Annotated in this window: 22 protein-coding genes; 7 read left to right on the top strand and 15 right to left on the bottom strand. The window is 62.4% G+C overall.

Annotated elements, in window-relative coordinates; translation table 11 throughout:
• Nucleotides 1-5 precede the first annotated feature (5 nt).
• The 4 genes from LB572_RS17535 to LB572_RS17520 form a co-directional block, all read right to left on the bottom strand.
• Nucleotides 6-980 (bottom strand): ABC transporter permease, encoded by a 975-nt coding sequence (locus tag LB572_RS17535; RefSeq protein ID WP_224668571.1) that lies wholly within the window; start codon nt 978-980, stop codon nt 6-8.
• 58 nt (nt 981-1,038) lie between these two features.
• A complete protein-coding gene (locus LB572_RS17530; RefSeq protein ID WP_224668570.1) occupies nt 1,039-2,556 on the bottom strand; it encodes a sugar ABC transporter ATP-binding protein in 1,518 nt (505 codons plus the stop codon).
• Nucleotides 2,553-3,494: an ABC transporter permease gene (locus tag LB572_RS17525; RefSeq protein ID WP_224668569.1), complete on the bottom strand. Its 942-nt coding sequence runs from the start codon at nt 3,492-3,494 to the stop codon at nt 2,553-2,555. The genes LB572_RS17530 and LB572_RS17525 overlap by 4 nt, the downstream gene beginning before the upstream one ends.
• A gap of 70 nt (nt 3,495-3,564) precedes the next feature.
• On the bottom strand, nt 3,565-4,647 hold the full coding sequence (locus LB572_RS17520; RefSeq protein ID WP_224668568.1) for a sugar ABC transporter substrate-binding protein: 1,083 nt from the start codon (nt 4,645-4,647) through the stop codon (nt 3,565-3,567).
• 155 nt (nt 4,648-4,802) lie between these two features.
• Between LB572_RS17520 and LB572_RS17515 the strand changes: the two genes are divergently transcribed.
• Nucleotides 4,803-5,684 (top strand): NmrA family NAD(P)-binding protein, encoded by an 882-nt coding sequence (locus tag LB572_RS17515; RefSeq protein WP_224668567.1) that lies wholly within the window; start codon nt 4,803-4,805, stop codon nt 5,682-5,684.
• Between the two features lie 39 nt (nt 5,685-5,723).
• Here LB572_RS17515 and LB572_RS17510 read toward each other — a convergent pair whose 3' ends face one another.
• The 5 genes from LB572_RS17510 to LB572_RS17490 form a co-directional block, all read right to left on the bottom strand.
• Nucleotides 5,724-6,593, bottom strand: a complete 870-nt coding sequence (locus LB572_RS17510) for a TIM barrel protein (protein WP_224668566.1) — start codon at nt 6,591-6,593, stop codon at nt 5,724-5,726.
• Nucleotides 6,594-6,732: 139 nt separating this feature from the next.
• Complete coding sequence (locus LB572_RS17505) at nt 6,733-7,623, bottom strand: sugar phosphate isomerase/epimerase family protein (RefSeq protein ID WP_224668565.1); 891 nt, start codon at nt 7,621-7,623, stop codon at nt 6,733-6,735.
• 41 nt (nt 7,624-7,664) lie between these two features.
• On the bottom strand, nt 7,665-8,678 hold the full coding sequence (locus LB572_RS17500) for a zinc-binding alcohol dehydrogenase family protein (RefSeq protein ID WP_224668667.1): 1,014 nt from the start codon (nt 8,676-8,678) through the stop codon (nt 7,665-7,667).
• A gap of 10 nt (nt 8,679-8,688) precedes the next feature.
• Nucleotides 8,689-9,489 (bottom strand): SDR family NAD(P)-dependent oxidoreductase, encoded by an 801-nt coding sequence (locus LB572_RS17495; protein WP_224668564.1) that lies wholly within the window; start codon nt 9,487-9,489, stop codon nt 8,689-8,691.
• Nucleotides 9,490-9,582: 93 nt separating this feature from the next.
• Entirely contained in the window at nt 9,583-10,425 is an 843-nt protein-coding gene (locus LB572_RS17490) for a fumarylacetoacetate hydrolase family protein (RefSeq protein WP_224668563.1), read from the bottom strand.
• A gap of 254 nt (nt 10,426-10,679) precedes the next feature.
• Between LB572_RS17490 and LB572_RS17485 the strand changes: the two genes are divergently transcribed.
• Nucleotides 10,680-11,750, top strand: a complete 1,071-nt coding sequence (locus LB572_RS17485) for an alcohol dehydrogenase catalytic domain-containing protein (protein WP_224668562.1) — start codon at nt 10,680-10,682, stop codon at nt 11,748-11,750.
• A gap of 43 nt (nt 11,751-11,793) precedes the next feature.
• Nucleotides 11,794-12,522, top strand: coding sequence for an SDR family NAD(P)-dependent oxidoreductase (locus tag LB572_RS17480; protein WP_224668561.1), 729 nt, complete (start codon nt 11,794-11,796; stop codon nt 12,520-12,522).
• Between the two features lie 998 nt (nt 12,523-13,520).
• Here LB572_RS17480 and LB572_RS17475 read toward each other — a convergent pair.
• From LB572_RS17475 to groES, 3 genes are all read right to left on the bottom strand, one after another.
• Entirely contained in the window at nt 13,521-13,742 is a 222-nt protein-coding gene (locus tag LB572_RS17475; RefSeq protein WP_140802725.1) for a hypothetical protein, read from the bottom strand.
• Nucleotides 13,743-13,807: 65 nt separating this feature from the next.
• A complete protein-coding gene (gene groL, locus LB572_RS17470; protein WP_224668560.1) occupies nt 13,808-15,436 on the bottom strand; it encodes a chaperonin GroEL in 1,629 nt (542 codons plus the stop codon).
• A 60-nt stretch (nt 15,437-15,496) separates the two neighbouring features.
• Complete coding sequence (gene groES / locus LB572_RS17465) at nt 15,497-15,811, bottom strand: co-chaperone GroES (protein ID WP_140802727.1); 315 nt, start codon at nt 15,809-15,811, stop codon at nt 15,497-15,499.
• 328 nt (nt 15,812-16,139) lie between these two features.
• On the opposite strand from groES, the gene LB572_RS17460 reads away from it, so the two are divergent.
• The 4 genes from LB572_RS17460 (at nt 16,140) to LB572_RS17445 (ending at nt 18,069) form a co-directional block, all read left to right on the top strand.
• Nucleotides 16,140-16,487 (top strand): hypothetical protein, encoded by a 348-nt coding sequence (locus LB572_RS17460; protein ID WP_224668559.1) that lies wholly within the window; start codon nt 16,140-16,142, stop codon nt 16,485-16,487.
• An 11-nt stretch (nt 16,488-16,498) separates the two neighbouring features.
• Nucleotides 16,499-16,777, top strand: a complete 279-nt coding sequence (locus LB572_RS17455) for an usg protein (RefSeq protein WP_140802728.1) — start codon at nt 16,499-16,501, stop codon at nt 16,775-16,777.
• A 214-nt stretch (nt 16,778-16,991) separates the two neighbouring features.
• Complete coding sequence (locus LB572_RS17450; protein WP_140802729.1) at nt 16,992-17,465, top strand: Hsp20 family protein; 474 nt, start codon at nt 16,992-16,994, stop codon at nt 17,463-17,465.
• 94 nt (nt 17,466-17,559) lie between these two features.
• On the top strand, nt 17,560-18,069 hold the full coding sequence (locus tag LB572_RS17445) for an Hsp20/alpha crystallin family protein (protein WP_224668558.1): 510 nt from the start codon (nt 17,560-17,562) through the stop codon (nt 18,067-18,069).
• Between the two features lie 467 nt (nt 18,070-18,536).
• On the opposite strand, the gene LB572_RS17440 is transcribed toward LB572_RS17445, so the two are convergent.
• Genes LB572_RS17440 through LB572_RS17430 form a run of 3 tightly spaced genes read right to left on the bottom strand, consistent with a single transcriptional unit; the run spans nt 18,537 to nt 21,915 of the window.
• Nucleotides 18,537-20,531, bottom strand: a complete 1,995-nt coding sequence (locus tag LB572_RS17440) for a hypothetical protein (protein WP_224668557.1) — start codon at nt 20,529-20,531, stop codon at nt 18,537-18,539.
• Nucleotides 20,528-20,863 (bottom strand): putative quinol monooxygenase, encoded by a 336-nt coding sequence (locus LB572_RS17435; protein ID WP_224668556.1) that lies wholly within the window; start codon nt 20,861-20,863, stop codon nt 20,528-20,530. Before LB572_RS17435 ends, LB572_RS17440 begins: the two co-directional genes overlap by 4 nt.
• The gene (locus LB572_RS17430) at nt 20,860-21,915 is read right to left on the bottom strand and encodes a Gfo/Idh/MocA family protein (protein ID WP_224668555.1); all 1,056 of its coding nucleotides are present in this window, start codon (nt 21,913-21,915) and stop codon (nt 20,860-20,862) included. The genes LB572_RS17435 and LB572_RS17430 overlap by 4 nt, the downstream gene beginning before the upstream one ends.
• Nucleotides 21,916-21,919: the final 4 nt, after the last annotated feature.

Here is a 21,919-nt window from a genome sequence, read left to right as displayed (position 1 = left end):
CCGGATCACTTGACGATGCCGATCTTGGTCCTGTCCGTTGTAACGGCGACCGCGACCAGAATGATGATGCCGAAGGCGACGTCCTGCGCCGCGCCCGGCAGGCCCGCGATCGTGGCGCCGACGCGGACCATGACTGCCGTGAGCCCGCCTATCAGGCTTGCAGACAGGCCGCCTACCCCGCCCGAGATCGCGGTCCCGCCCGCCACCACGCCGACCAGCGCAGGCAAGAGCAGATTGCTCGCCATCGTCGGCGCGCTGTAGAGGGTCTGCGACAGGAGCATCATCCCGCCGAGGGCGGCGCAGACCGACGAGATCGCGAACGCGCAGCTCCGGATCAGGTCGCGCCGGACGCCGGACATATAGGCAGCCAGTTCGCTCGCTCCGAAGGCATAGATATCCCGGCCGACACGCGTGAAACGCAGCAAAAGAGACAGGAATATCCACACCGCCACCACCGCGAGGAAGGCATTGGGCACGCCATGGGTCCTGCCGCCGAGAAAGTCGAGCGGCGCAACTTCAGGACCGAGGGCGACGGTCGAGGCGTTGCTGAGATAAAGGGCAAGGCCCGAAAACAGGCCGAGCGTTCCAAGGGTCATCACGAAGGAAGGAATCTGAAGCCGCCCGATCAGCCATCCCTGGGCGGCCCCGATCCCTGCTGCTCCAACAAGCACCAGCGGCACGGCGGCCGAGCCGAATTCGGGGACAAGCAGTGCCACGACCACAGCTGAAAACGATGCCATGGCGGCTGCCGACAGGTCGATGCAGCCGAGCAGCACCGGAAGCGTGCTGCCGATAACCAGGATCAGCAGCGGCGCGGCATCGAAGAGCAGCGCATTGATCGCGCGCCATTTGAGGATGCCTGGCGCGATCCAAATCACGGTCGCAAACACCAGCAGGAGGACAATGGCCGGCCCGCAAGCACGCAGCAGGTCGCCAATGGATCGGATGGATGGGAACATTCGGGCGAGTGCGGGGGTCATGAACGGCTCCGATGGGTCCACCAGGTGCAGTCTCGATCGAGAGGGTCGCGGCGCATGCTCATACCATCGCCCTCACGATGTCTTCCTCTGACGGCCGTTGGGTTTGCACGTCATCGAAGCGCTGGCTGAGCCTCCCGTCCCGCAACACCAGGATCGTGTCCGAGAGCGTCACCATCTCATCCAGCGTATCGCCCACGAAGACGATCGAGAGGCCGTCCTCGGCCAATTGACGGATCGCGTTGAAGAGATCGGCGCGCGCTCCGGGATCCAGACCGCGGGTCGGATGATCGAGCACCAGGAGCCGCAGCGAGCGACCCAGAAGCCATTTGCTGAGCACAGCCTTCTGCTGATTTCCGCCGGAGAGCTGGTCGATGCGATGGTCGAGCGACGGCGTTTTAATCTTGAGCCGCTCAACCCAGTTCGCCGCCTCGCGCCGTTCGCGCCGTTTCGACAGCAAGAGCCCGCCATAGCCGTAGTCCGACCCGAAGGTTACGGTCATGTTCTGGCAGACACTCATCCCTTTCATCATCGCTTCCGCCTTACGCTCGGCGGGGACATAGCCTATGCCGAGACCGACGGCGCCGCTCGGACAGCTGACACGCACTGGCCGACCCTCATATTCGATGTGGCCGCTATGGCTGTCCTCGACGCCGAAAATCGCGCGGCAGACCGCTTCGGCGCCGGATCCCTGGACGCCGATCAAGCCGACGATCTCCCCGGACGCGACATCGAAGGTCACATCCTCGACTTTGCCCGGCACCGTCAGGTCGCGGACTGCCAGTCGCTTCGGCGCGCTCTTGTCCGGCGGATTGTTCCTCGGCAGCACCGAACCGGCGCGCTGGCGTCCGACCATCAGCTCGTACAGCTCGTCGGGATCAGTCTCGCCTTTCGCTCTTTCGGCGACATTGCGTCCATCGGAAAGCACATAGACCCGGTCGGAGATCGCCAGCACCTCCTCCATGCGATGCGAGATGAAGACGACCGATGAGCGCATCTTCAGCCGCCGCACCTGGCGGAACAACGCCTGGATCTCGGTCGGCGTCAGGACCGACGTCGGCTCGTCGAATAGGACGACGAGATGGCCCTCCACCAGTTCCTCGAGCGACAGCACTTTGGCCAGCTCGACCATCTGGCGCTGCGCAAAGGTCAGCTGGTCGACGGGCGTATCGGGCGCGACATCCAGTTCGACCTTGTCCAGTTGGATACGGGCCGCATCGTTCATCCGGCCCCGCCGATAGAATCCGAAGCGGCTGAAGTCGGTCGGCTTGTCGATGAAAAGGTTCTCGGCAACGGTGAGATTGCCGATGAGCGACTGCTCCTGATGGACAAGGCCAATGCCCGCTCGCGCGGCCTCGAGGGGAGAGCCGAAGCGCACGGGCGAACCGCGCAGACGCATTTCGCCTGCGCTTGGTTGATGGAGGCCGCCGATGATCTTCATCAATGTCGACTTGCCCGATCCGTTCTGGCCGATCAGGCCGAGAACCTCGTGCTCGCGCAGTTCCATGTCGATCTCATCGAGAGCGAGAACGCCGGGAAAGCGTTTGGAGATGTTTTGCAGGGACAGGAGCGCGCTCATTTTACCACTCTGGTCTTGCGCCGCAGGTGCCATGTGGACGCGGCGACCGCGACGACGATCACCATTCCCTCGATGGCTTTCTGCAGCAGAGGGTTGGCTCCCGTCTGCACGAGCCCGTTGCGCAGGGTGACGAGAACAAGGACGCCGACGAGTGAATGCAGCACGCCACCCCGGCCGCCGGACAGCAACGTGCCGCCGATCACGCAAGCGGCGATTCCGGGAAAGAGCAGCCCCTCTCCCGCCAGGGGATTGCCGACGCCGATCTGCGCCGCGGTCAAGATGCCGGCCAATCCGGTCAGACATCCACAGATGGCAAAAGCGCCGACCTTGTAGAAATTCACATTCAGGCCGGCCAACCGGACAAGCGCCTCGTCAGCGCCGATGGCAAAGCCGATACGGCCAAGCTTGGTGCGCCGCTCGATAATGAAGGCAACAAAAGCGACCGCCACTGACAGGTACACCAGCGCGCTGAGGCCCAGATGCTTGTGCAGGGTCAATCCGACAAAACCGCCGTCCAGGATTTGCGGCTGTCTGGAGGGAAAGAGCAAAGCCGCCAGGCCGAGCGTGATCAGCCACATCGCAAGCGTGACGATGAGCGACGGCATGCGCAGATAGGCATACAGTGTCCCGTTGAGGGCACCGACGGCCAGACCCGCGCCCAGCGCGACCACGATCGCACCCGCACCAAGATCGTGTGCGGTGACGCTGTTAGCGATCAGGATCGAAAGCAGGATGTTGGCGAGCGAAGCCACTCCCTCGCCCGACAGGTCGATCGAGCCTTGCACCAGCACGAAAGTCATCCCGATTGCGACCACGGCGGGAACCGCCGCCGACTCCAGGATCGCCTGCAAATTGGCCACCGAAACGAAATTCGGGGTGAGGCTGGCGAACACCAAAATCATCGCAAGCAGCGACACTATGGGACCGGCCGACTTCAAGACACCGAGTCCGATGTGCCCGGAACGCTGGTGTCGTGGGCGTGCAATTGCGCCTGGGTCATGGCGCGGCTCAGTTCACGCCGACCGGGATCTGACCCTTTGACCGCGCCCAGAAATTCTTCTTCAGCGCGTCGTAGGTGAAGTCGGCCGGGTTCGGCTGGGCCGAGAGCATCGCATCCACATTGTCCTTGGTCGCGAGTGTTTGCACCAGGTAGAAGTCGCGCTGCGCCTGCGCCAGGTCGCCGATCTTGAGGTCTCCCGAGGCCACCGCGTAGGCAAGAGCTGCCGCCACGGCTCCGTGCAGTTGCGAGCTGATCCGCATGCTGGACAGCATCTCGCCGGATTTGATCAGCTTCAGCACGTCGCTGGATCCGTCGGAGCCGGTGACAGGGACCTTGCCGGCCAGGCCTTTCTCGCGCAGCGCTGCGACCGCGCCGAGCGCCATGCCGTCATTTTGCGCGAAGACACCCTTCAGCTGGTCCCCGTAGCGCGCAATCCATGTACGGGTGATGTTCTGACCTTCCGTCTGCCCCCAATTGCCGATCTGGGTGTCGAGGATCGTCATGCCCGGACATTCCGAGACCGCCTTCAGGAGGCCAATCTCGCGCTGCTTCGACGGCGGATTGTCCGGCGTCCCCTTGAGGACCGCGATGCCGCCCTTGCCGCCGATCGCCTTGCACAGCGCCATGCCGTTCTGATAGCCGGAATCAACACCGTCGAACGAAATGTTGGCGATCCATGCATCGGAAGCCGTGTCCCATGGATGGATCTCCTCAGGACGATTCCACATCGTCGTCATGAAGGCGCCGCCGGCTTCGGCACGCTCAACGAAAGCCTTGGTGAAAGCGGTCGAGTCCGGGAACCAGGCGAACGCACAGCCTTCGCAGCCGGCTGCAAGTATCGCCCCCAATTGCTGCATGTGCTTCTGGCCGTCGAAGCCGCTCTCGTAGACCTCGAGCTTGGCGCCGACGGAGTTCGCCACCTGCTGGGCGCCCCAGATGACTTCCTGCCAATACTCGCTGCTGGTCGTTCCGACCGCCAGATAGATGGTTTTTGGTTTCTCCTGGGCCATTGCGCCGTGGCTGGCCAGAGGCCCGACGGCGATAGCCACAGCCGCCACTACCGCGGCTGAAATCCTCTTCAGCAGTTTCACTTCATCCTCCCGATGATCGTGTTCATGCGATCGGCCGTCCTCTACGGCCTGCAGAAATTACATTTCCTCAAAAAATCTATTTTGTAAAGCTGAATAAATTATCTAAAAGAAAAAGTGACGATCGATCCGCAGCGCATTCAACGGGAGGTTCGGCCATGGGAACGGGAGAAACCGTGCTTGTCACAGGCGCCACGGGGCGGACAGGCAAAGCGGTGATCGCCGCGCTTGCCGCACGCGGAGCGCGGATTCGTGCCATGACCCGCACGCTGGCGGCACAGGACGGCCTTCGCGCTGCCGGCGCGCACGAGATCGCGGTCGCCGATCTCGGAGATCGCTCGTCGCTCGATAGCGCGGTCTCAGGAATTGGGCGGCTCTACCATATCGGCCCGCGTTTCAACGACCGTGAAATAGCGTTGGGAGCCAACATCATCGCCGCCGCCAGCGATGCCGGCCTAAGGCATTTCGTCCTTCATTCGGTGTTCCATTCGCAGTGCCGAACCATGATCCACCACCGGCAGAAGCTTAGGCTGGAGGAGATGCTGATCGAATCCGGCCTGCCCTACACCATCCTTCAGCCGGCGATGTACATGCAGAACATCGCGCTCGAATGGTCGAAGATCGAAGCCGAGGGCATCTATGAACGCCCCTATCGGACAGACCTTCCCATGGCGATGGTGGATCTCGCCGATCTGGCCGAGGCGGCGGCGGTCGTGCTGACGACCGAGCGCTACATCGGGGGCACGTATGAGCTGGTCGGCGGCGAGCCGCTTTCACATGCCGATATGGCGAAGGTGCTGACCGGACTTTTGGGGAAACCGGTTCAAGCGTCGCGCTATGCGCCGACGGAATGGCGACGCCGCAACCGCGACCGGTTTCCTGACGACTATCTTCGGATCTATGCAGCGATGTGCCGGCATTATGACCGCTTCGGTCTGCCGGGCGGCAATCCGGTGGTGGCGTCGATGATCCTCGGCCGCGAGCCCACCGGCTTCGGGGATTTCGCCCGCCGCTTCGCCGCGGAACGAAAGACAAGATAGCATGCAAGCGCCCGGACCTTCTTTGTCCGGGCGCAAGTGTCAGGCTATTGCCAGCCTCACGCCGGCCTCTGCCAGCACCCTGCGGGAAGTGTCGCCCGAACGCACCCCAGCCGCTGACGGCGACAGCGCGTCGGCTTCGAGCGAGAAGACTTCTGGGCCGACATGGCGAAGGTTGCCTTTGCTCGCGACGATCTTGATGATCTCCACGACATCGAACTCGCCCTCTCCCGGGAAATTCCGATAGTTGATCGTATCGTCGAAGAGCGACTTGCCCACCTGCCGCCGCAGACCGTCATCGATCTGCATTCCAGCCAGGTGCTTGGCCGGCAGGCTCTTGAGCAGGTCGAGCTCGTATGCGCCCTTGGAAAAGTGCCATACGTCGACAAGGATGCCGGCATTGGATGGATTGACGCCACTGACGATCGCCCAGGCATCGGAAAGATTGGGCATTCCCCAGAACGGCATGAATTCAAGATCGATCCAGTATCCCTGAGCCCTGGCGCGCTCGCAAAGCCGCCCGAACCCGTCGACCAGCCGGGAGAGCTCAACCGTTCCCTTGTCAAAACCGGCAACCGCCAGGATCGACGTCAAACCGAGTTTCTCACACATGCGAAACGAATGATCGGTGCTGACATCGAAGCGGGCGCGCAGCTCCGGCGAACATTCCGCAGGCACACGGATGGGGGCCCAGTCGGTGAGCGAATCCAGATAGCGCAGCGGGGCGCCGGCATCGGCGGCCATCGCCTTCATATCCGATGGCGTGAGCCCCGACTCCAATGCTTCGAGGTAGGTTTCAGGCGCGATGGCAAGAGCGGTGAAGCCACCTGCCCTTGCGGCTTCCACATGCCCCCGGAACCCATGCGCGCGCGCCGACGCAGGCCAGAAGACGAAATCGACCGGTGCAGTCATCACAATCCCTCGCTTGTCTTTTCATGGCGTCGCGGACTTCCGCCGGCCCGGCGGAACGCCGCGCCGGCCGCGGCCGTGGCAGGCAGCCCGTTATCTGCCGATGATTGGCCGGCAACGCCGTTGTTGACTTGCAACCGACTCAGGCGGCCTCGGCTGTCCCGAAACGGTGTGGAATACCCGCCTTGTCGAAGACATTTGCGAGCGCCACCCGGCTCCGGTTGCCGATCTCATCGGCCGACAGCGTGTCGTAGAGACCGGAGAAGGTCTCGGGTCCATAACGATTGAGCCCGCCGATGCGATGAAGCTGCTGGAGCAGCTCGACCACCGGGAAGCCGCCGGTGCCGGCGTCCACGCGATGGAAGATGCAGTCGTCCAGCAGGGACCGGCCGGGTGTCAGCTTGGCGTCGGCATCGGCGATCTGCACGGTGGAGATCCTGTCGCCGGGGATCGTGTCGAGCAGCGCCGGGTCCGGCTTTCCGCGCAGATAGTGCCAGAAGTCGAACACCAGGCCGCTGTTGTCGCGATCCGCGGTCTTGATGATCTTCCAGGCGGTCTCGAGGTCGGGAAGGCCCCAGAACGGGATGAATTCGAGGTCACAGCGCCAGCCAAGGCCGGCGGCCCGGTCACAGGTCCTGGCAAAGCCCTCAATGAGCTGATCGATCGAGACCTGGCTTTTCGGGCAGGTGATGATGCAGCTCATGGAGTCGACCCGAAGCGCCTCGCCGATACGAAAGAAGTCGTCTTCGTCAAATCCGAAAAAGCCGAGCGAAAACGCGGCCGGGTCGAGATTGTCGGGCAGCCAGTGCGTCGCCCAGCGCGAATAGGGATCGAGCTGGGTGAGCTTCACCCCCTCGTCATCCGCCATGAGCAGCATGTCCTTCGTTGTGATGCCGTCAGCAAGCCAGCGGCAATAGTGCCATGGCGTGATGGAGATGGCATCGCAGCCTGCCAGCCGCGAGGCGCGCAATTGCTCCTTCAGCGGCAGCGACCGCACCGTTCCCACCCACATGATCGTCGACGACTTGTCCATACTCTCCTCCTTGTCGCAGCCAGGCGCGAAGCAATGGCGCCTCAAAAACCTTCGAATACAATCTTGCCATTCACGGAACCGGCCTCGATATGCCGGTGGGCCTGGATCAGCGCGTTCGCCGAGGCCGGCCCCAGGCGCTGCGCCAGCGTGGTTCGCACCTGGCCTGCGTCGACCAGCTGCGCCAGCTTGCGCAGAATTGCGCCCTGCTCGGCCATGTCCGGGCGCTGAAAAACCGGCCGTCCCATCACTGAATGCATATGCACGGCAATGCACTTGGTTTTCAACGTCGCGAGCGGAAACGGATCGGGATCATCGAGGACCCCGATCGACCCGAACGGCTGGACCAGATCCACGAACTGGCTCTGATGTCGAGGCGTCTGGGCCAGGGCCATGACGAGCTCCACGCCCTTGAAGCCCAACGCCTCGACCTGCGGCTTCAACGGCTGCCGGTGGTCGATGATATGGGCGGCGCCAAGCTTCCGGCACCAGTCAGCCGTCTCCGGTCGGGACGCCGTCGCGATCACCGTCAAATCGGTCAAGGCGCGCGCGAGCTGGATCGCCATGGAGCCGGTCCCGCCGGCGCCGCCGACAATCAGCAGGGTCCGTCCATCTGCGGCCGGCCGGGGACGGGCGACAAGCCTGTCGAACAGAAGCTCCCAGCTTGCCAGCGTGGTCAGCGGCAAGGCCGCCGCTTGCGCAAAATCGAGACTCTTCGGCATCGCCGCGACGATCCGCTCGTCCACAAGCTGATATTCTGCGTAGCTGCCCTGACGAACGACCGAGCCGGCGTAGAACACGGCGTCGCCTGTCTTGAAGTTCGTCACCTTCGAGCCCGCCGCCACGACGATCCCGGCGGCGTCGTAGCCGGGCACTTTGAGCGCACCGCCCGGGTCGGCTATGCGCCTGAGCTTGGCGTCGAGCGGATTGACCGAAATCGCCCTTATTTCGACCAGAAGGTCGCGGTCCTGCAATTCGCTCGGTCGGGACAATTCGACGTCGACAAGAGCATCCGGCGCGTCGACGGGTCCGGCCTTGGTGAATCCGACTGCCTTCATGCGTCTGCTCCTAGAACAGGTTGCGGATCGAACCGCCATCGACGCCCCAAACCGATGATGTGACGAAGGATGCCCGCTCCGAGGCGAGGAAGACGATGATGTCGGCAACCTCCTCCGGTTCGCCCATGCGCTCAAGCGGCAGTTGCCGCAGTTTCATTTCATGGTCGACCGCCTGGCGCGGCGGCATGCCGTGAACCTCCGCAAGCTTGTCCGCAAACCCGCCCGGCCGGGACCACAGCGGGCTCCAGACCGGCCCTGGCGCGACCGCATTCACCCGAACACGGGGAGCCTCGGCGCGTGCCAGGCTTTTGGTGATGCTCACCAGCGCGGTCTTCAGGGCGGCATAGTCGGCTGGGATGGTCTCGGGCTGGCGGGCGAGATCGGACGTATTGTTGACGACCGCGCCGCGGCTTTCGCGCAGCCGGGGCAGCAGGGCGCGGGTCATGCGGATATTGCTGAGGAAATTGACATCGAATGTGCGTTGCCAGTGCGCGTCGGTCAGCAGATCGAACGGCTGAGCGTCGACAATGCCGACATTGTTAACCAAGACATCCAGTCTGCCATTTCCGGCCGGGAACGCGTCGGCGATCCCCTGTTCGACACCTTGCGCCGACGATAGATCGGCGACCGCAAGCGTGATGTCGACGCCCGTCGCCGAGGCCGATGCGGCCGTCTCCTTCAGGCCCGCCACATCCATATCGATGAGCCGAAGATCTGCTCCCTCCCTGGCAAACGCGAGCGCCGTCGCCCTGCCTATGCCGCTTGCCGCACCCGTTATGAGCACGGTCTTTCCCTTCAATCCGGTGTCCATGGATCCCTCAGGCAGTGGTTGGTTCGCGCCCATGCGCCATGCAGGCGCAGCAACGCTGGTTGTGCAGTTTCGAAGCGTTGCTTCCGATTTCCGTCAGGCGGCCTTGCCGGCCATGTCCTCATGGCGAACTTCGTCGCGGATCGGATTGACCAGCTTTCCAAGCCCCTCGATCGAGACTTCGCACTTGTCGCCGTCCTTCATCAGCAGGCGCGGGTTGCGGGCCCATCCGATGCCGGCAGGGGTGCCGCTGACGATCAGGTCGCCGGCTTCGAGCGTGATTGCTTCGCTGATCGTCTCGATGAGGGTGGCGACGTCGAAGAGCATGTCGTCCGTGGTCGCCGACTGGACGACCAAATCGTTGAGCCGCGTCTCGAGCCTCAGCCCCTTGCCGCCCGCCGGCACTTCATCGGCAGTCACCAGCGCGGGGCCGAAGCCGCCCGTGGAATCGAAATTCTTGCCCACCGTCCATTGCGGCGACTTGAACTGATATTCGCGGACCGATCCTTCGTTGAAGATCGAGTAGCCGATCACGTGGTCATGGGCACGTGACTTCGGGATGTGGCGGCCGCCCCGCCCTATCACAACCACCATCTCGCCCTCGAAATCGAGGCTGGTCGAGGCAAGCGGCCGCACGATCGGCTGGTTGTGACCCACCAGCGTGGTGGCGAAGCGCGCGAACAGCGTTGGGTAATCCGGCTGTTCGTACGGCGACTCCTTGGTGTGGTCGGCATAGTTCAGCCCGACGCAAATGATCTTCGGCGGCCGCGCCAGCGGCGGAAGAAAAGTGACGGCATCGGGATCAAATTCGGTGCCCTCGGCGAGCCTATGGCCCACGCGCAACAATTCCTCCGGACCGGCAGCTATCAGATGCTCGAGCTCGAGCGCGCGATCCGTGCTGGCGGCAATCGAGCCACGCAGCCGACCCGCCCTTTCCACGGCCAAGCCTCGTTGACCGCCCAATTCGAACCTTACAAAGCGCATGCGTTTCCTCGCTCACAATGTGCTGCTTGTTGAGGCAAGGATTTTCCAAAAAATAAGATATGTCAACAAAAAATCTATTTTTCTCTTGACCATCTGATTTACGCATGGATAGTAGTCATATCGAGCAGCTTGGTGGAGGAGCCAGCTTGCGCCGTCATGCCTGCCGTCGGCTGCATGGCGCCAAAAGGGACAGTCTGGGAGGATAGATCATGAAGGCCCTTCGTTTTCACGCCGCGCGCGATCTACGGCTGGAGGACATAGACCCGCCCGCCGCCCCGGAGCCGAACGAGGTCATCGTCGCAGTCAGCCATTGCGGGATTTGCGGGACCGACATCCACGAATATCTGGACGGACCAATATTCGTGTCGACGCGGCCGCACCCTCTCACCGGCGCGTCGGCGCCGCTCGTGCTCGGCCACGAATTCTCAGGCAAGATCGCCGCTGTCGGGCGCGGTGTCGGCCGCTTCCGCGAGGGCGACCGGGTTGCGATCCTCCCCCATCTCAACAAGCCGGGAGACTATTTCGTGCGCCGCGGGATTGGTCACATCAGCGATACGACGGCCTTGGTGGGCCTCTCTTCGGCCTATGGCGGCATGGGGGAATATGCGGTCCTTCCGCAGGACAACATCGTCAAATTGCCGGAAAGCGTGAGCGACGAGCAAGGGGCGCTGTTCGAACCAATGGCGGTGGCGATCAATGCGATCGATCGGGGCTGTGTTCATGCTGGCAGCACCGTTCTGGTGACCGGCGCCGGCCCGATCGGCGTTCTTTCGGCAATGGCCGCGAAAGCCGCCGGCGCATCGAGGGTCGTGGTGTCCGAAGCCAACCCCGCACGCCGCCGCAGGCTGGAGTCTCTCGAACTCGGCTACGAGATCGTCGACCCCACTTTGGCGAATTTTGGCGATGCCGTGCTGAGGCCGACCGAGGAGGGCCTGGGTGTCGACGTGGCGATTGAATGCGCGGGCAACGAACGCGCCCTGGCCGACTGTATCCGGCTTGTGCGGCGTGGCGGAATAGTGGTTCAGGTGGGCATCTTCGTTGATCCTCCCCGCGTGGACATGCGGTTGCTTGTTTCCAAGGCCGTGACGCTGACAACGAGTTGGGGCTTTCCGATCACCATCGGCCCCCGCGTTGTCCAGTTGATCGCTGCCGGACAGGTCCACCCTGAAAAAATCATAACGGGTCGGGTGACGATGGAAGACGCCATCGCCCGAGGCTTCGATACGCTTGCCCGGCCGGACCAGGACCATCTGAAGGTTCTCATCGCAGTCGCGGCCTAGACCCGGCGGCATCACGACTTTCATTGACCTAGGAGGAAGAACAATGGGCCGTCTCGAGGGCAAGATCGTGCTTGTGACCGGTGCAGCACAAGGTATTGGCGCGGCGATCGGAAAGCTCTTCGCCGCCGAGGGCGCGGTGCTTTACCTGACCGACGTCCAGCCGTCACCGAAAGGGCAGCCGCAGTCCGGCACGGAGTATCGTCGGCTCGACGTTTCGAAAGAAGATGATTGGCGCGCCGTCGTCTCGGAGATCGTCGAGCGTTACGGCCGCCTGGATGTCCTCGTGAACAATGCCGGCATTGTCGAGCACTATGGCCAGATCGACGCCACCAGCACCGAGGCCTGGCACCGCGTCATCTCGGTCAACCAGACGGGAACCTTCTTCGGCATGCGCGAGATCGTCCCCGTCATGAAGCGTAACGGCGGCGGATCCATCGTGAATTTCTCCTCGATCTGGGGCACCACCGGCGCCGCCGGAGCGGCCCCTTATCAAGCCGCAAAGGGAGCGGTCCGCACCATGACAAAGAACGCGGCCATCAGCTACGCCAAGGACAACATCCGGGTAAATTCCATCCATCCCGGCATCATCTGGACACCCCTGATCGAGGGCCAGAGCAAGGAGATGAACGACAGCATCATAGCCGTAACGCCAATGGGTCGCGCTGGAAGGCCGGAGGAGATAGCCTTTGGCGTGCTCTACTTGGCGAGTGACGAATCTTCCTTCGTGACAGGCCTGGAGCTGAACATAGATGGTGGGTATCTGGCCCAGTGATCGGGGGATTGCGCCCTATTTTGCGTTTTGCGGAATTGGATGGACAGAAGCAGACGTGTGCACAGTGCCAGCCGCCGAACTGCCTTTCCGGCGTCCCTTGCTCAAATGCCGGATCGTCTGCTTTCAGGCAATGCCAGCATGGCGTCAAACGGCCGATAGCAGGCGCAAAGCTGTCTTTCCAACATCAAGCCTTGGTGTCCTATTTGTCCCAACACCAGCAACCGGTAACCGTCAACAATAATCGCCTCCCCCTTAAGGGCGCGGTACGCCGTGCTAAGGCGCGATAACTTGCTCGCTCCGCCGTTTTGCGCGAATTCTCGGCACGGTGATGCACCGCCTGGCGGGCTGCGGTGGTTGCGTGCCCTTAAAACGCAAAAACCGCCCCGGTCAGACCGGGACGGTTATGGATTTATGACAAAATTGGTTGCGGGGACCCCCTTTTGTCATAACATCGTCGGACTGGTCATTTGGCGAGTTCGAGGATACTGAACAGCGTAGCTCCGTATGCACCTCGCCGCGCTTGTCGCCGGGCGCGAACAAGATCTCTCCGATCAACGAGCGCAACGCCTCGGCGGCTGGACGCCCGTCATCGTGGTCGGCGAGCGCTTGCGTGAGCTGCTCGACCCGCTTGCGATAGGGAGTGGCGATGTTGGGATGCAGGTCAGGCCGGTTCCAAAGCCGCCACCACGAACGCAGCGACGCTAGTGGTGAGCCCGTTGTCGGGGAGCGGATAACGCTTCACGGCGCGGTAACAGGGTTTCGATTCCCCTTGGGCGTGCCCTTTCAGGCACCTAGCGTCATGCTAGGCAAAGCCGTCAATTAGCGGTCAATACGCCTTCTGTTAGCCCGGTCTTTTGGGCCACCTTCTGCGCTGTGCGGCAGGGGCCATGTAAGCTTGTCGACCGTCTTGACGATGGCGGTAGCCAAGGCAGCGGCTTCGTGAATCAGCGTTGGGCCATAGCGTCGACCCCGCCCGCGAGGGGCGGGACCGATCTCGCTCAGCTTCGCGCGGATGTTTCGTTGGCCGACACCTGCTGCGCGGCAAGGAACATCAGCGTCGAGGCGACGGTCCGCCGGTTCCATCCGGCGGATTCAGCCGCATCGAGCAGGCTTGCCAACAGCGGCTTCAGCGTGCTCCGGCATTCGGCTTCATAGGCGAGGAATTCGCTTGCCGAATGCGTCGGCGCGGGAATCGAGCCATCTGCGCTCATCATGTTCATGAGGGCCTCCCAAGTTTCGGTGAAACGCCCGCTCCCGTAGCCGGGAGCGGGCTCCCATCTCTATCTCAGAAGTCCATGCCGGCGCCGGCCGGCACGGCCGGCGCGGTTTCCTTCTTCGGCTTTTCGGCCACCATCGCCTCGGTGGTGACGAGTAGACCGGCGACCGAGGCCGCATCCTGCAGGGCGGTGCGCACGACCTTGGCGGGGTCGATCACACCTTGCTTGTAGAGGTCGCCATATTCGCCGGTCTGGGCGTTCCAGCCAAAGGCGAAGTCGGTCTTCTCGCGCAGCTTGCCGACGATGATCGAGCCTTCCGATCCGGCATTCTCCGCAATCTGGCGCGCCGGAGCCTCGATCGCGCGCCGCACGATGTCGACGCCGTATCTCTGGTCGGCATTGTCGACGGCAACCGCGTCGAGCGCCTTGGCCGCCCTGAGCAGGGCGACGCCGCCGCCGGGCAGTATGCCTTCCTCGACCGCGGCGCGCGTGGCGTGCAGCGCATCGTCGACACGGTCCTTCTTCTCCTTGACCTCGACTTCCGTCGCGCCGCCGACGCGGATCACCGCGACACCGCCGGCGAGCTTGGCCAGCCGCTCCTGCAGCTTCTCGCGATCATAGTCGGAGGTGGTCTCCTCGATCTGCGCCTTGATGTGCGCGACGCGGCCCTGGATCTCCTCCTTCTTGCCGGCGCCGTCGACGATGGTGGTGTTCTCCTTCTCGATCGCGACCTTCTTGGCGCGGCCGAGCATCTCCAGCGTGACGTTCTCCAGCTTGATGCCGAGATCCTCGCTGATGGCCGTGCCGCCGGTGAGGATGGCGATGTCCTCCAGCATAGCCTTGCGGCGGTCGCCGAAGCCCGGAGCCTTGATGGCGGCGACCTTCAGCCCGCCGCGCAGCTTGTTGACCACCAGCGTGGCCAGAGCCTCGCCCTCGACATCCTCGGCGATGATCAGCAGTGGCTTGCCCGATTGGACCACGGCCTCCAGCACGGGAAGCAGCGCCTGCAGGTTGCCGAGCTTCTTCTCGTGGATCAGCACATAGGGCTCGTCGAGCTCGACGCGCATCTTGTCCTGGTTGGTGATGAAGTAGGGTGAGAGATAGCCGCGGTCGAACTGCATGCCTTCGACGACTTCCAGCTCGGTCTCGGCGGTCTTGGCTTCCTCGACGGTGATGACGCCTTCGTTGCCGACCTTTTCCATGGCCTCGGCCAGAAAGCGGCCGATCTCGGCATCGCCATTGGCCGAGATGGTGCCGACCTGTGCGATCTCGTCGTTTCTGGTGATCTTGCGGGCGTTGGTCTTGAGTTCGACGACGACCGCATCCACCGCTTTGTCGATGCCGCGTTTCAGATCCATCGGGTTCATGCCCGAGGCGACGGCCTTGGCGCCTTCGCGGACGATCGCTTGCGCAAGCACGGTGGCCGTCGTGGTGCCGTCGCCGGCGAGGTCGTTGGTCTTCGAAGCGACTTCGCGGACCATCTGGGCGCCCATATTCTCGAACTTGTCCTCGAGCTCGATCTCCTTGGCGACGGTGACGCCGTCCTTGGTGATGCGCGGGGCGCCGAACGACTTGTCGATGACGACGTTGCGGCCCTTGGGGCCGAGGGTGACCTTCACCGCGTCGGCGAGGATGTTGACACCGCGCAGCATGCGCTCGCGGGCATCGGAATGGAATTTGACTTCCTTGGCAGCCATTGGATCACTCCTTTTAGGCAGTTTTCATTGACTGGGTTGCGGTTCCGATCGAAGCCCCGGTCAGGCGGCTTTCTTCAGCGTCGCGGCTTGCTCCATCACGCCCATCACGTCGCTTTCCTTCATGATGAGCAGATCCTCGCCGTTGAGCTTGATCTCGGTGCCGGACCACTTGCCGAAGAGGATGCGGTCGCCGACCTTCACGTCGAGGGCCACGAGCTTGCCGCTCTCGTCGCGGGCGCCCGGGCCGACGGCGATGACTTCGCCTTCCTGCGGCTTTTCCTTGGCGGTGTCGGGGATGATGATGCCTCCGGCCGTCTTCTCTTCGGCCTCGATTCGGCGGACGAGCACGCGGTCATGCAATGGACGGAACGTCATATCGTTCTCCTTCAGGACAAACAGATTGCGAGAGGTTCCTCCGCTCCGGACCGGAAGTCCGGAGAGGGGCGCGCGACCCTTTCGGCGTCGCGCGCATGTGGAGCTAATTTTGCCTTCTTCTACTTTCAAGGGGGTGTCGAAAAAATTTTGGCACTCTCGATCGCCGAGTGCTAGCGTGCTGAAAACAATGCGATAAATCCCATCGCGCGACAAAGGAAAGGCTTGAATTCGCGATTGAGCTGAACAAAATTATCGGCGCCCGGCAGCGCCGGGACCGCTGAGAAATTTGGAACCCGAACCAAGGAGTTTTTGGAGACGGAGGACAGAAATGGACCGACAGACGCTCTCGCCGATCATCCCTTCCCTTGCTCCCGAAAGATTAGACCTTTCGCTCGATTGGCTGCTGTCCCCGGCCAGCCATTTTCAACACCCGCGAGATGTGTTGGAGGACGACTCGCTCGACCTCTGGGAAAAGCGGGCGATCCTTTCGTCCTGGGCGTCCCACGCCTGCGCCGTGGAATCGATGCCGGCCCTACGCCAGCCGCCGGGCACCGAGCGACCGGTCTCCTTCGACGAGATCATGGATGCGCTGCGCCGGCTCGATGCAACCGCCCCGCCGCCAAGCGGCCCTGCCGATGATGACCAGCGTCAACTGGTCGAGCGGCTAAGCGCGTGAGGCCGAAGGCGATGGCAAACGCGGTCAGCAGGGAATTCCGCTTGCAGATGAATGGCTACGGCCTGACCACTGCCGAAATCCATTATCATTTACCGGACCATCCCAGCCTGCTGCAGCTCTATGTCTGGCAGGAGTACGATCTCGCCCCGGATTTCCCCGCGCTGAGGGTTTTTTTGGATTTTTGGGAACGCGAGCTTGCTGGAGCCTTGCATTCTGTCCGCGTTGCCCATCATCGGTTGATCAGGCCATCGGAATGGCGGGCCGTCGACGGGATCATTGCGATCCATTGAAAACCGGCTCCGCCAAAGGCGGTCGTCGTGCGGCCGCCTTCCGCATGCATGCGAAGACCTTTTTCACGACTTTGAATGCGGCTTCGGGGCGGGTCTTGACGTCCCGGCGTTGAATTCCCAGATCGATTTGCCGGTGCTTGAGAGACCGGCAAGTCAAGGGGCGCCGCTTCCTTGGCGCGCCTCGTATCTATGTTGCTCAACGGAGGATGTAGCTATGAGAACCAATTTTGACTTCAGTCCGCTGTTCCGGTCGAGCATCGGGTTCGATCGAATGCTGAATGCGCTCGAAACGGCTAGCCGGATCGACACCGTCGACAATTGGCCACCCTACGATATCGCCAAGACCGCGGAAGACGATTACCGCATCACCATGGCGGTGGCAGGCTTCGCGCAGGACGAACTGGCCATCACCCAGGAGCACAACATGCTCATGGTCTCAGGCCAGAAAGCCGGGGAGGACAAGGGTGAATACCTGCATCGCGGCATCGCCGGTCGCGCATTCCAGCGCCGCTTCGAGCTTGCCGATCATGTCAAAGTCGTCGGCGCCAGCCTGGTCAATGGCCTGCTGACGATCGATCTGAAGCGTGAGATTCCCGAAGAGATGAAACCGCGCCGGATCGAGATCGCGGCCGACAAGGCGACCAAAGGCGCAATGAAGAAGATCGAAGCCGAGAAGCAAGCCGCCTGAGGAGCCGCCCCTCAGGGCATCCGCGCAACGTGCCGGGTACATTGCCCGGCACGGCAGGAAGCTTTGCAAGCCGGTGAACAGAAAGGAGGAAACCATGAGCGTCCGTGATCTGATTCCCTGGGGCCGAAGCAACGGCAACCAGGTTCCAAGCATGTTCCGCGACGGCGAGCGCGATCCGTTCCTGTCGCTGCATCGTGAGGTGAACCGCCTGTTCGACGATGTTTTTCGCGGCGTCGACAGCCGGTTGCCGTCTTTTGGCGGTGTTTCCGCCCTCGGCGCTGCTTGGCCGAGCGTCGAAATCTCCAACGGTGAGAAGGAGATCAAGGTAATGGCCGAAGTGCCGGGCCTCGAACAGAAAGACATCGAGGTTCTGCTCGACGACGGCGTGCTGACGCTGCGAGGCGAGAAGCGCTCCGAGACGGATGACAAGGATAGGCAGTTCTCCGAACGGTACTATGGCCGCTTCGAACGCCACATCCCGGTTGGCTACGAAGTCAAGGAAGACGAGGTGGAGGCGCGCTTCAGGAACGGCGTGCTGACCGTCACCCTGCCGAAGAGCGAAAAGGCCCAGTCGCAGGTCAAGCGCATCGACATCAGGAGTTGAAGCAACCTGGGTGGTGGCGGCACGCCGCCACCCGGGATAATAGTTTTCAACTTCATCGAGGGTTGACTGTTATCGCCACCGGTGAATGGAGGCGCTCGTCCGCGGGCCAGATCCGGCCGGGTGGACCGCTTTGGACCATAGTCTCTCGCACTCCAACCTCGAAGAAGGCTGAACGGCGGCCTCCATCAGAACCTGTCTGAGAACTGCCAACCCGGAAACGGTCCTATGAGAGACCTGCAACGTTGGTGAGGGCGGAGAGCCGGCGCCGCTGAGAGATCCCTGGCCTTTAAAGCGCAAAACCGCCCCGGTTAGACCGGGACGGTAATTGATTTATGATAAGATTGGTTGCGGGGACTGAATTTAAGCTAGCTTGCGTTGTCCCCTTCAACAACGGATCTCGCAATGGAAACGTGCCTAAGCAAGAATCGATGCTTGCCTTTAAAGGCGTATTATCCAGCGTCACGCTATCAAAAGACTGCTTTGGGGCCGATAGCGGACTGGCAGCTGCTGATGTCAGATACAGAAAAGCAGACATTCAACTCGTAGCGGACATTGTCGTGACCAAACCCAAAGCGGCGGGTTTGGTCCGACTTCCTCTTCGCCGTCCGGCCAATCTCAAGAACAGCGGAGCAATAAGGCCCCAATGAGTGGCCCGTCAGGCAGGAGTTCGCAAGCCTCGCATTCCCGCCGGCCACGCCGAGCAGTTTTTTCGCATCCGGGGGTGGTGCTATTTCGATCGGCAGCGCGGTGAGATTTGCCACCAAGACGCGGATATTCTTGCCAACACGAAAACCGATAGCGGCAAGGCCCGGGTGATCGACCGAGGTCTCATAGCGCTCGGCACCACTCGCCGCAGCGAGTTCGGCGTGGACGGCCTGCAATGGCCGTCGGGAGCCAGCCTCATTCAAGAGCCCGAACGATCCAGTGGGTGCGGCCAGTATCAATCGATCGATTGCAGCTCGGGCGGCCTGGGCTGCAACGCCAACGGCAAAAGCCGCACCAAATAACGCTTCCTGGCGCGGATCGGCGCCAGCAGCAGGCAGGCGGCTGAGCGTAGGATTGGCTGCAACCTTCTCGCCATAGGGATTGTGCCGCATGCCAATCGTGCAAGGCCCAAGCCAGATCGCTTTTCCGGCGCAGAGGTGCCGCGCCGTCTCCATGACGGTTGGATAGACATTTAAGGTCTCCATGACCGACTGCTCGTCGGCGGCATGCACGATGGCACTGTTGCCGAAAAAGACGAAATCCGCGCTGCCTTTCGGCGGATTGCGGTTGAATTCGGTGAATAGGGAGGGCGTTCCCGCGCCTATCGGGCAATCGATGCCAGTTGCCTTGAAAGCATCCACCAGCTCGCCGGCGGGCCGCTCGCCTGCAGGCAAATTGTTCGAGGGCCGCGTCTTGAATTCGCGCCGGGGCGAAACCAAAAGCGCGCTGAGTTTGACGCCTGCCAAGCGGATCGCGTCGGCAACGCTCGCAGCCTCGGCTCGAGGATCGACTGTATCGGCAATCGCTTCGATCGCCAGCCGGGCGCCGAGCGTGCGTGCGAGATCGGCCGCCTGTTCCAGCACCCTTCTGTCATGCCCACGCGCGCTGTCGAACCGCAGTATGATCTCCGGTATTCGACCAAGCAAAGGCGCGCCGGCTGAAGCCGCGGGCAACTCGTCAGGGTCGAGGAACACGGCTATCGAAGGCATGTGCCCGGCAGGTTTGCCAACGGTCAGGGTCGCGGTGTTACCCACCGCGCGTTCAGGTGCCGACATTTCGGTCCGTACGGATACCGTGATGCGCTGAGTGTCCTTCGAACCCTTGTCGATAACGTAGGGCCGGGGCTTGGAGAGCGGCCGGATGTAGGTCTTGAACGAAGCGTCCGTCCAGTTACGCTGGTCCTCCATCTCGAAGGCATCGCCTTCCATGGCGACGGTGCAGACCATGCCGGGTACCGGCTCATGCGTCAGCGCGGCGATGTCGAAGGCAGGCTGGTCCGGGCTGACCAGTTTCGGAAAGGTGGTCTCCTCGATGCCTCCGTCGCTGTGCCGGATGATCAGCCTCTTGCCCGCCACGTCGGAAGGATGAAGCACCACGAAGCCGGTGCGGTTGGTCGGAAAATCGGTGAGCGCCACCCCGTCTGCTTCCAGGGTCAGCTCGCCCGAAGCATCGCCACGTATTCTCATCCGATAGCCGAACCGTCCCTGCGGGCCGGCGCACAGTCCATCGTAACGGAGCTCGAAGGACAGGCTCTCCTCGGAAATGCGAATATCTAAAAGCTCGGGCTTGTAAGTTCCCCAGGACGCATCGCGCGCGAGGTAGTTGATCGCCCGAACCACCTCAACGCCGGCAAAGGAAATCGTTCTGAGATTGCCGTCCTCGAGGATAGCAGTCAGCGGCCCGGCAGTCAGAAGCTGTCGTTCCGGCAGAGGCTCGTCTGTACCGTAAAGCGCCAGAGGATCCGGATCGGCTGTCACAGCGTCGCCTGTTTGAAATTCTCATCCACCTTATACGTCACGACGGTCTTGCTGCTTACCATGTCGCGTGTGCTGGCATCGAAGCTGCGGTAATGCTCGGAGGCGAGATGAAGGTCGAAGGCGGCACGGTCACGATAGATCTCATAGAGGAAGATCTGCGACGGTTTGTGGGCTCCGAGCGGAGTCAGCACGTCGAAACGCAGACATCCCGGCTCAAACTCGACGGATGAAGCCGCGTTCTCCGAAACGAGCCGGTAGAATTCGGGAAAGGTCCCCTCGACGAGCTCGAAGACGACGGTCAGCGCAAAGGCCGCTTCGGAAAGCATGCTCATCCAAGCTCTCCAACATGGTTCCATCGCATAGGTTGGACCGCGCGCCGTTCGCCTGCGGCGCGATAGGCGGCGTCGACCAGCGCGTAAGTCTTGAGATTGTCCTCGCCGCTGGTTTCGGCCGAAACACCTCGCTGCAGACAGTCCAGGAAATGGCCGCATGCACCGATTACGCCCTGCTGGGCGACATGCCAGGGATAGGCGGTCCAGGACAGGAGTGGCAAGCCCGCGTTTTCGGTCCACGTCGCGCCGTCGCTCGTCACCGTCATGCTGCAATCGGCTTCGAGCGAAATGGCTCCCTTCGGACCTTCGATGACGAGCAGCGTTTCCGGAAAATGATCGGGCAATCGGCGCGACTCATAGGTGCATTCCACGACGGACACCGCCCCGCTCGCATGCCGCAACAACATGGTCGCCGTGTCCTCGGCGCGGACACGCGGGTTGCGCTTCTGGGTTTCGCAGGAAATGTGCTCGACCTCACCGAGGAAGAAGCGTGCGAGGTCCAGCATGTGGATGCCGACATCGGCAATAGCCAGCCGCTCCTCGTCGTAGAAGTAGGGCTGGGTCTTGTAGACATCGAAGCCGGTCCGGAAGCGAATGCGCGCCCAGCTCGGCGTTCCGATCGCGCCGCTGTCGATCACCTTGCGGACAGCGCGCATCGGTGCCTGGAACCGAAAATTCTCGTGCACGGCAAGCCATGCATTTGCCTTCTGGGCGGCTTCGACGATCGCAACGCAGTCTTCCCACGTCGATGCGAAAGGCTTCTGCACGATGGTCGCGAGGCCGCGCGCGATCGCGATCTCCGCCAGCGGCCTATGCGTGTCATGGCGCGTCACGATGTCGGCCACATCGAGGCGCTCGGCCTCAAGCATCTTTTCTGCGTCCGAGTAGTGCGGTACGCCGAACTGCTCCCCAGCGGCACGAGCCTTGCCGGCATCCACGTCGCAAACAGCGGCAAGCTGGGCTCCCCTTTCGGCGAGTTCGCTCCAGGAATGCAGATGGTTCTGCGCGAAGAAACCGCAACCGATCACACCGATGCGCAGGGAACGATCCATGCGC

The organism is Mesorhizobium sp. BH1-1-5 (genome assembly GCF_020165615.1).
Taxonomy (GTDB): domain Bacteria; phylum Pseudomonadota; class Alphaproteobacteria; order Rhizobiales; family Rhizobiaceae; genus Mesorhizobium.
This window is presented reverse-complemented; position numbering and strand designations above follow the sequence as displayed.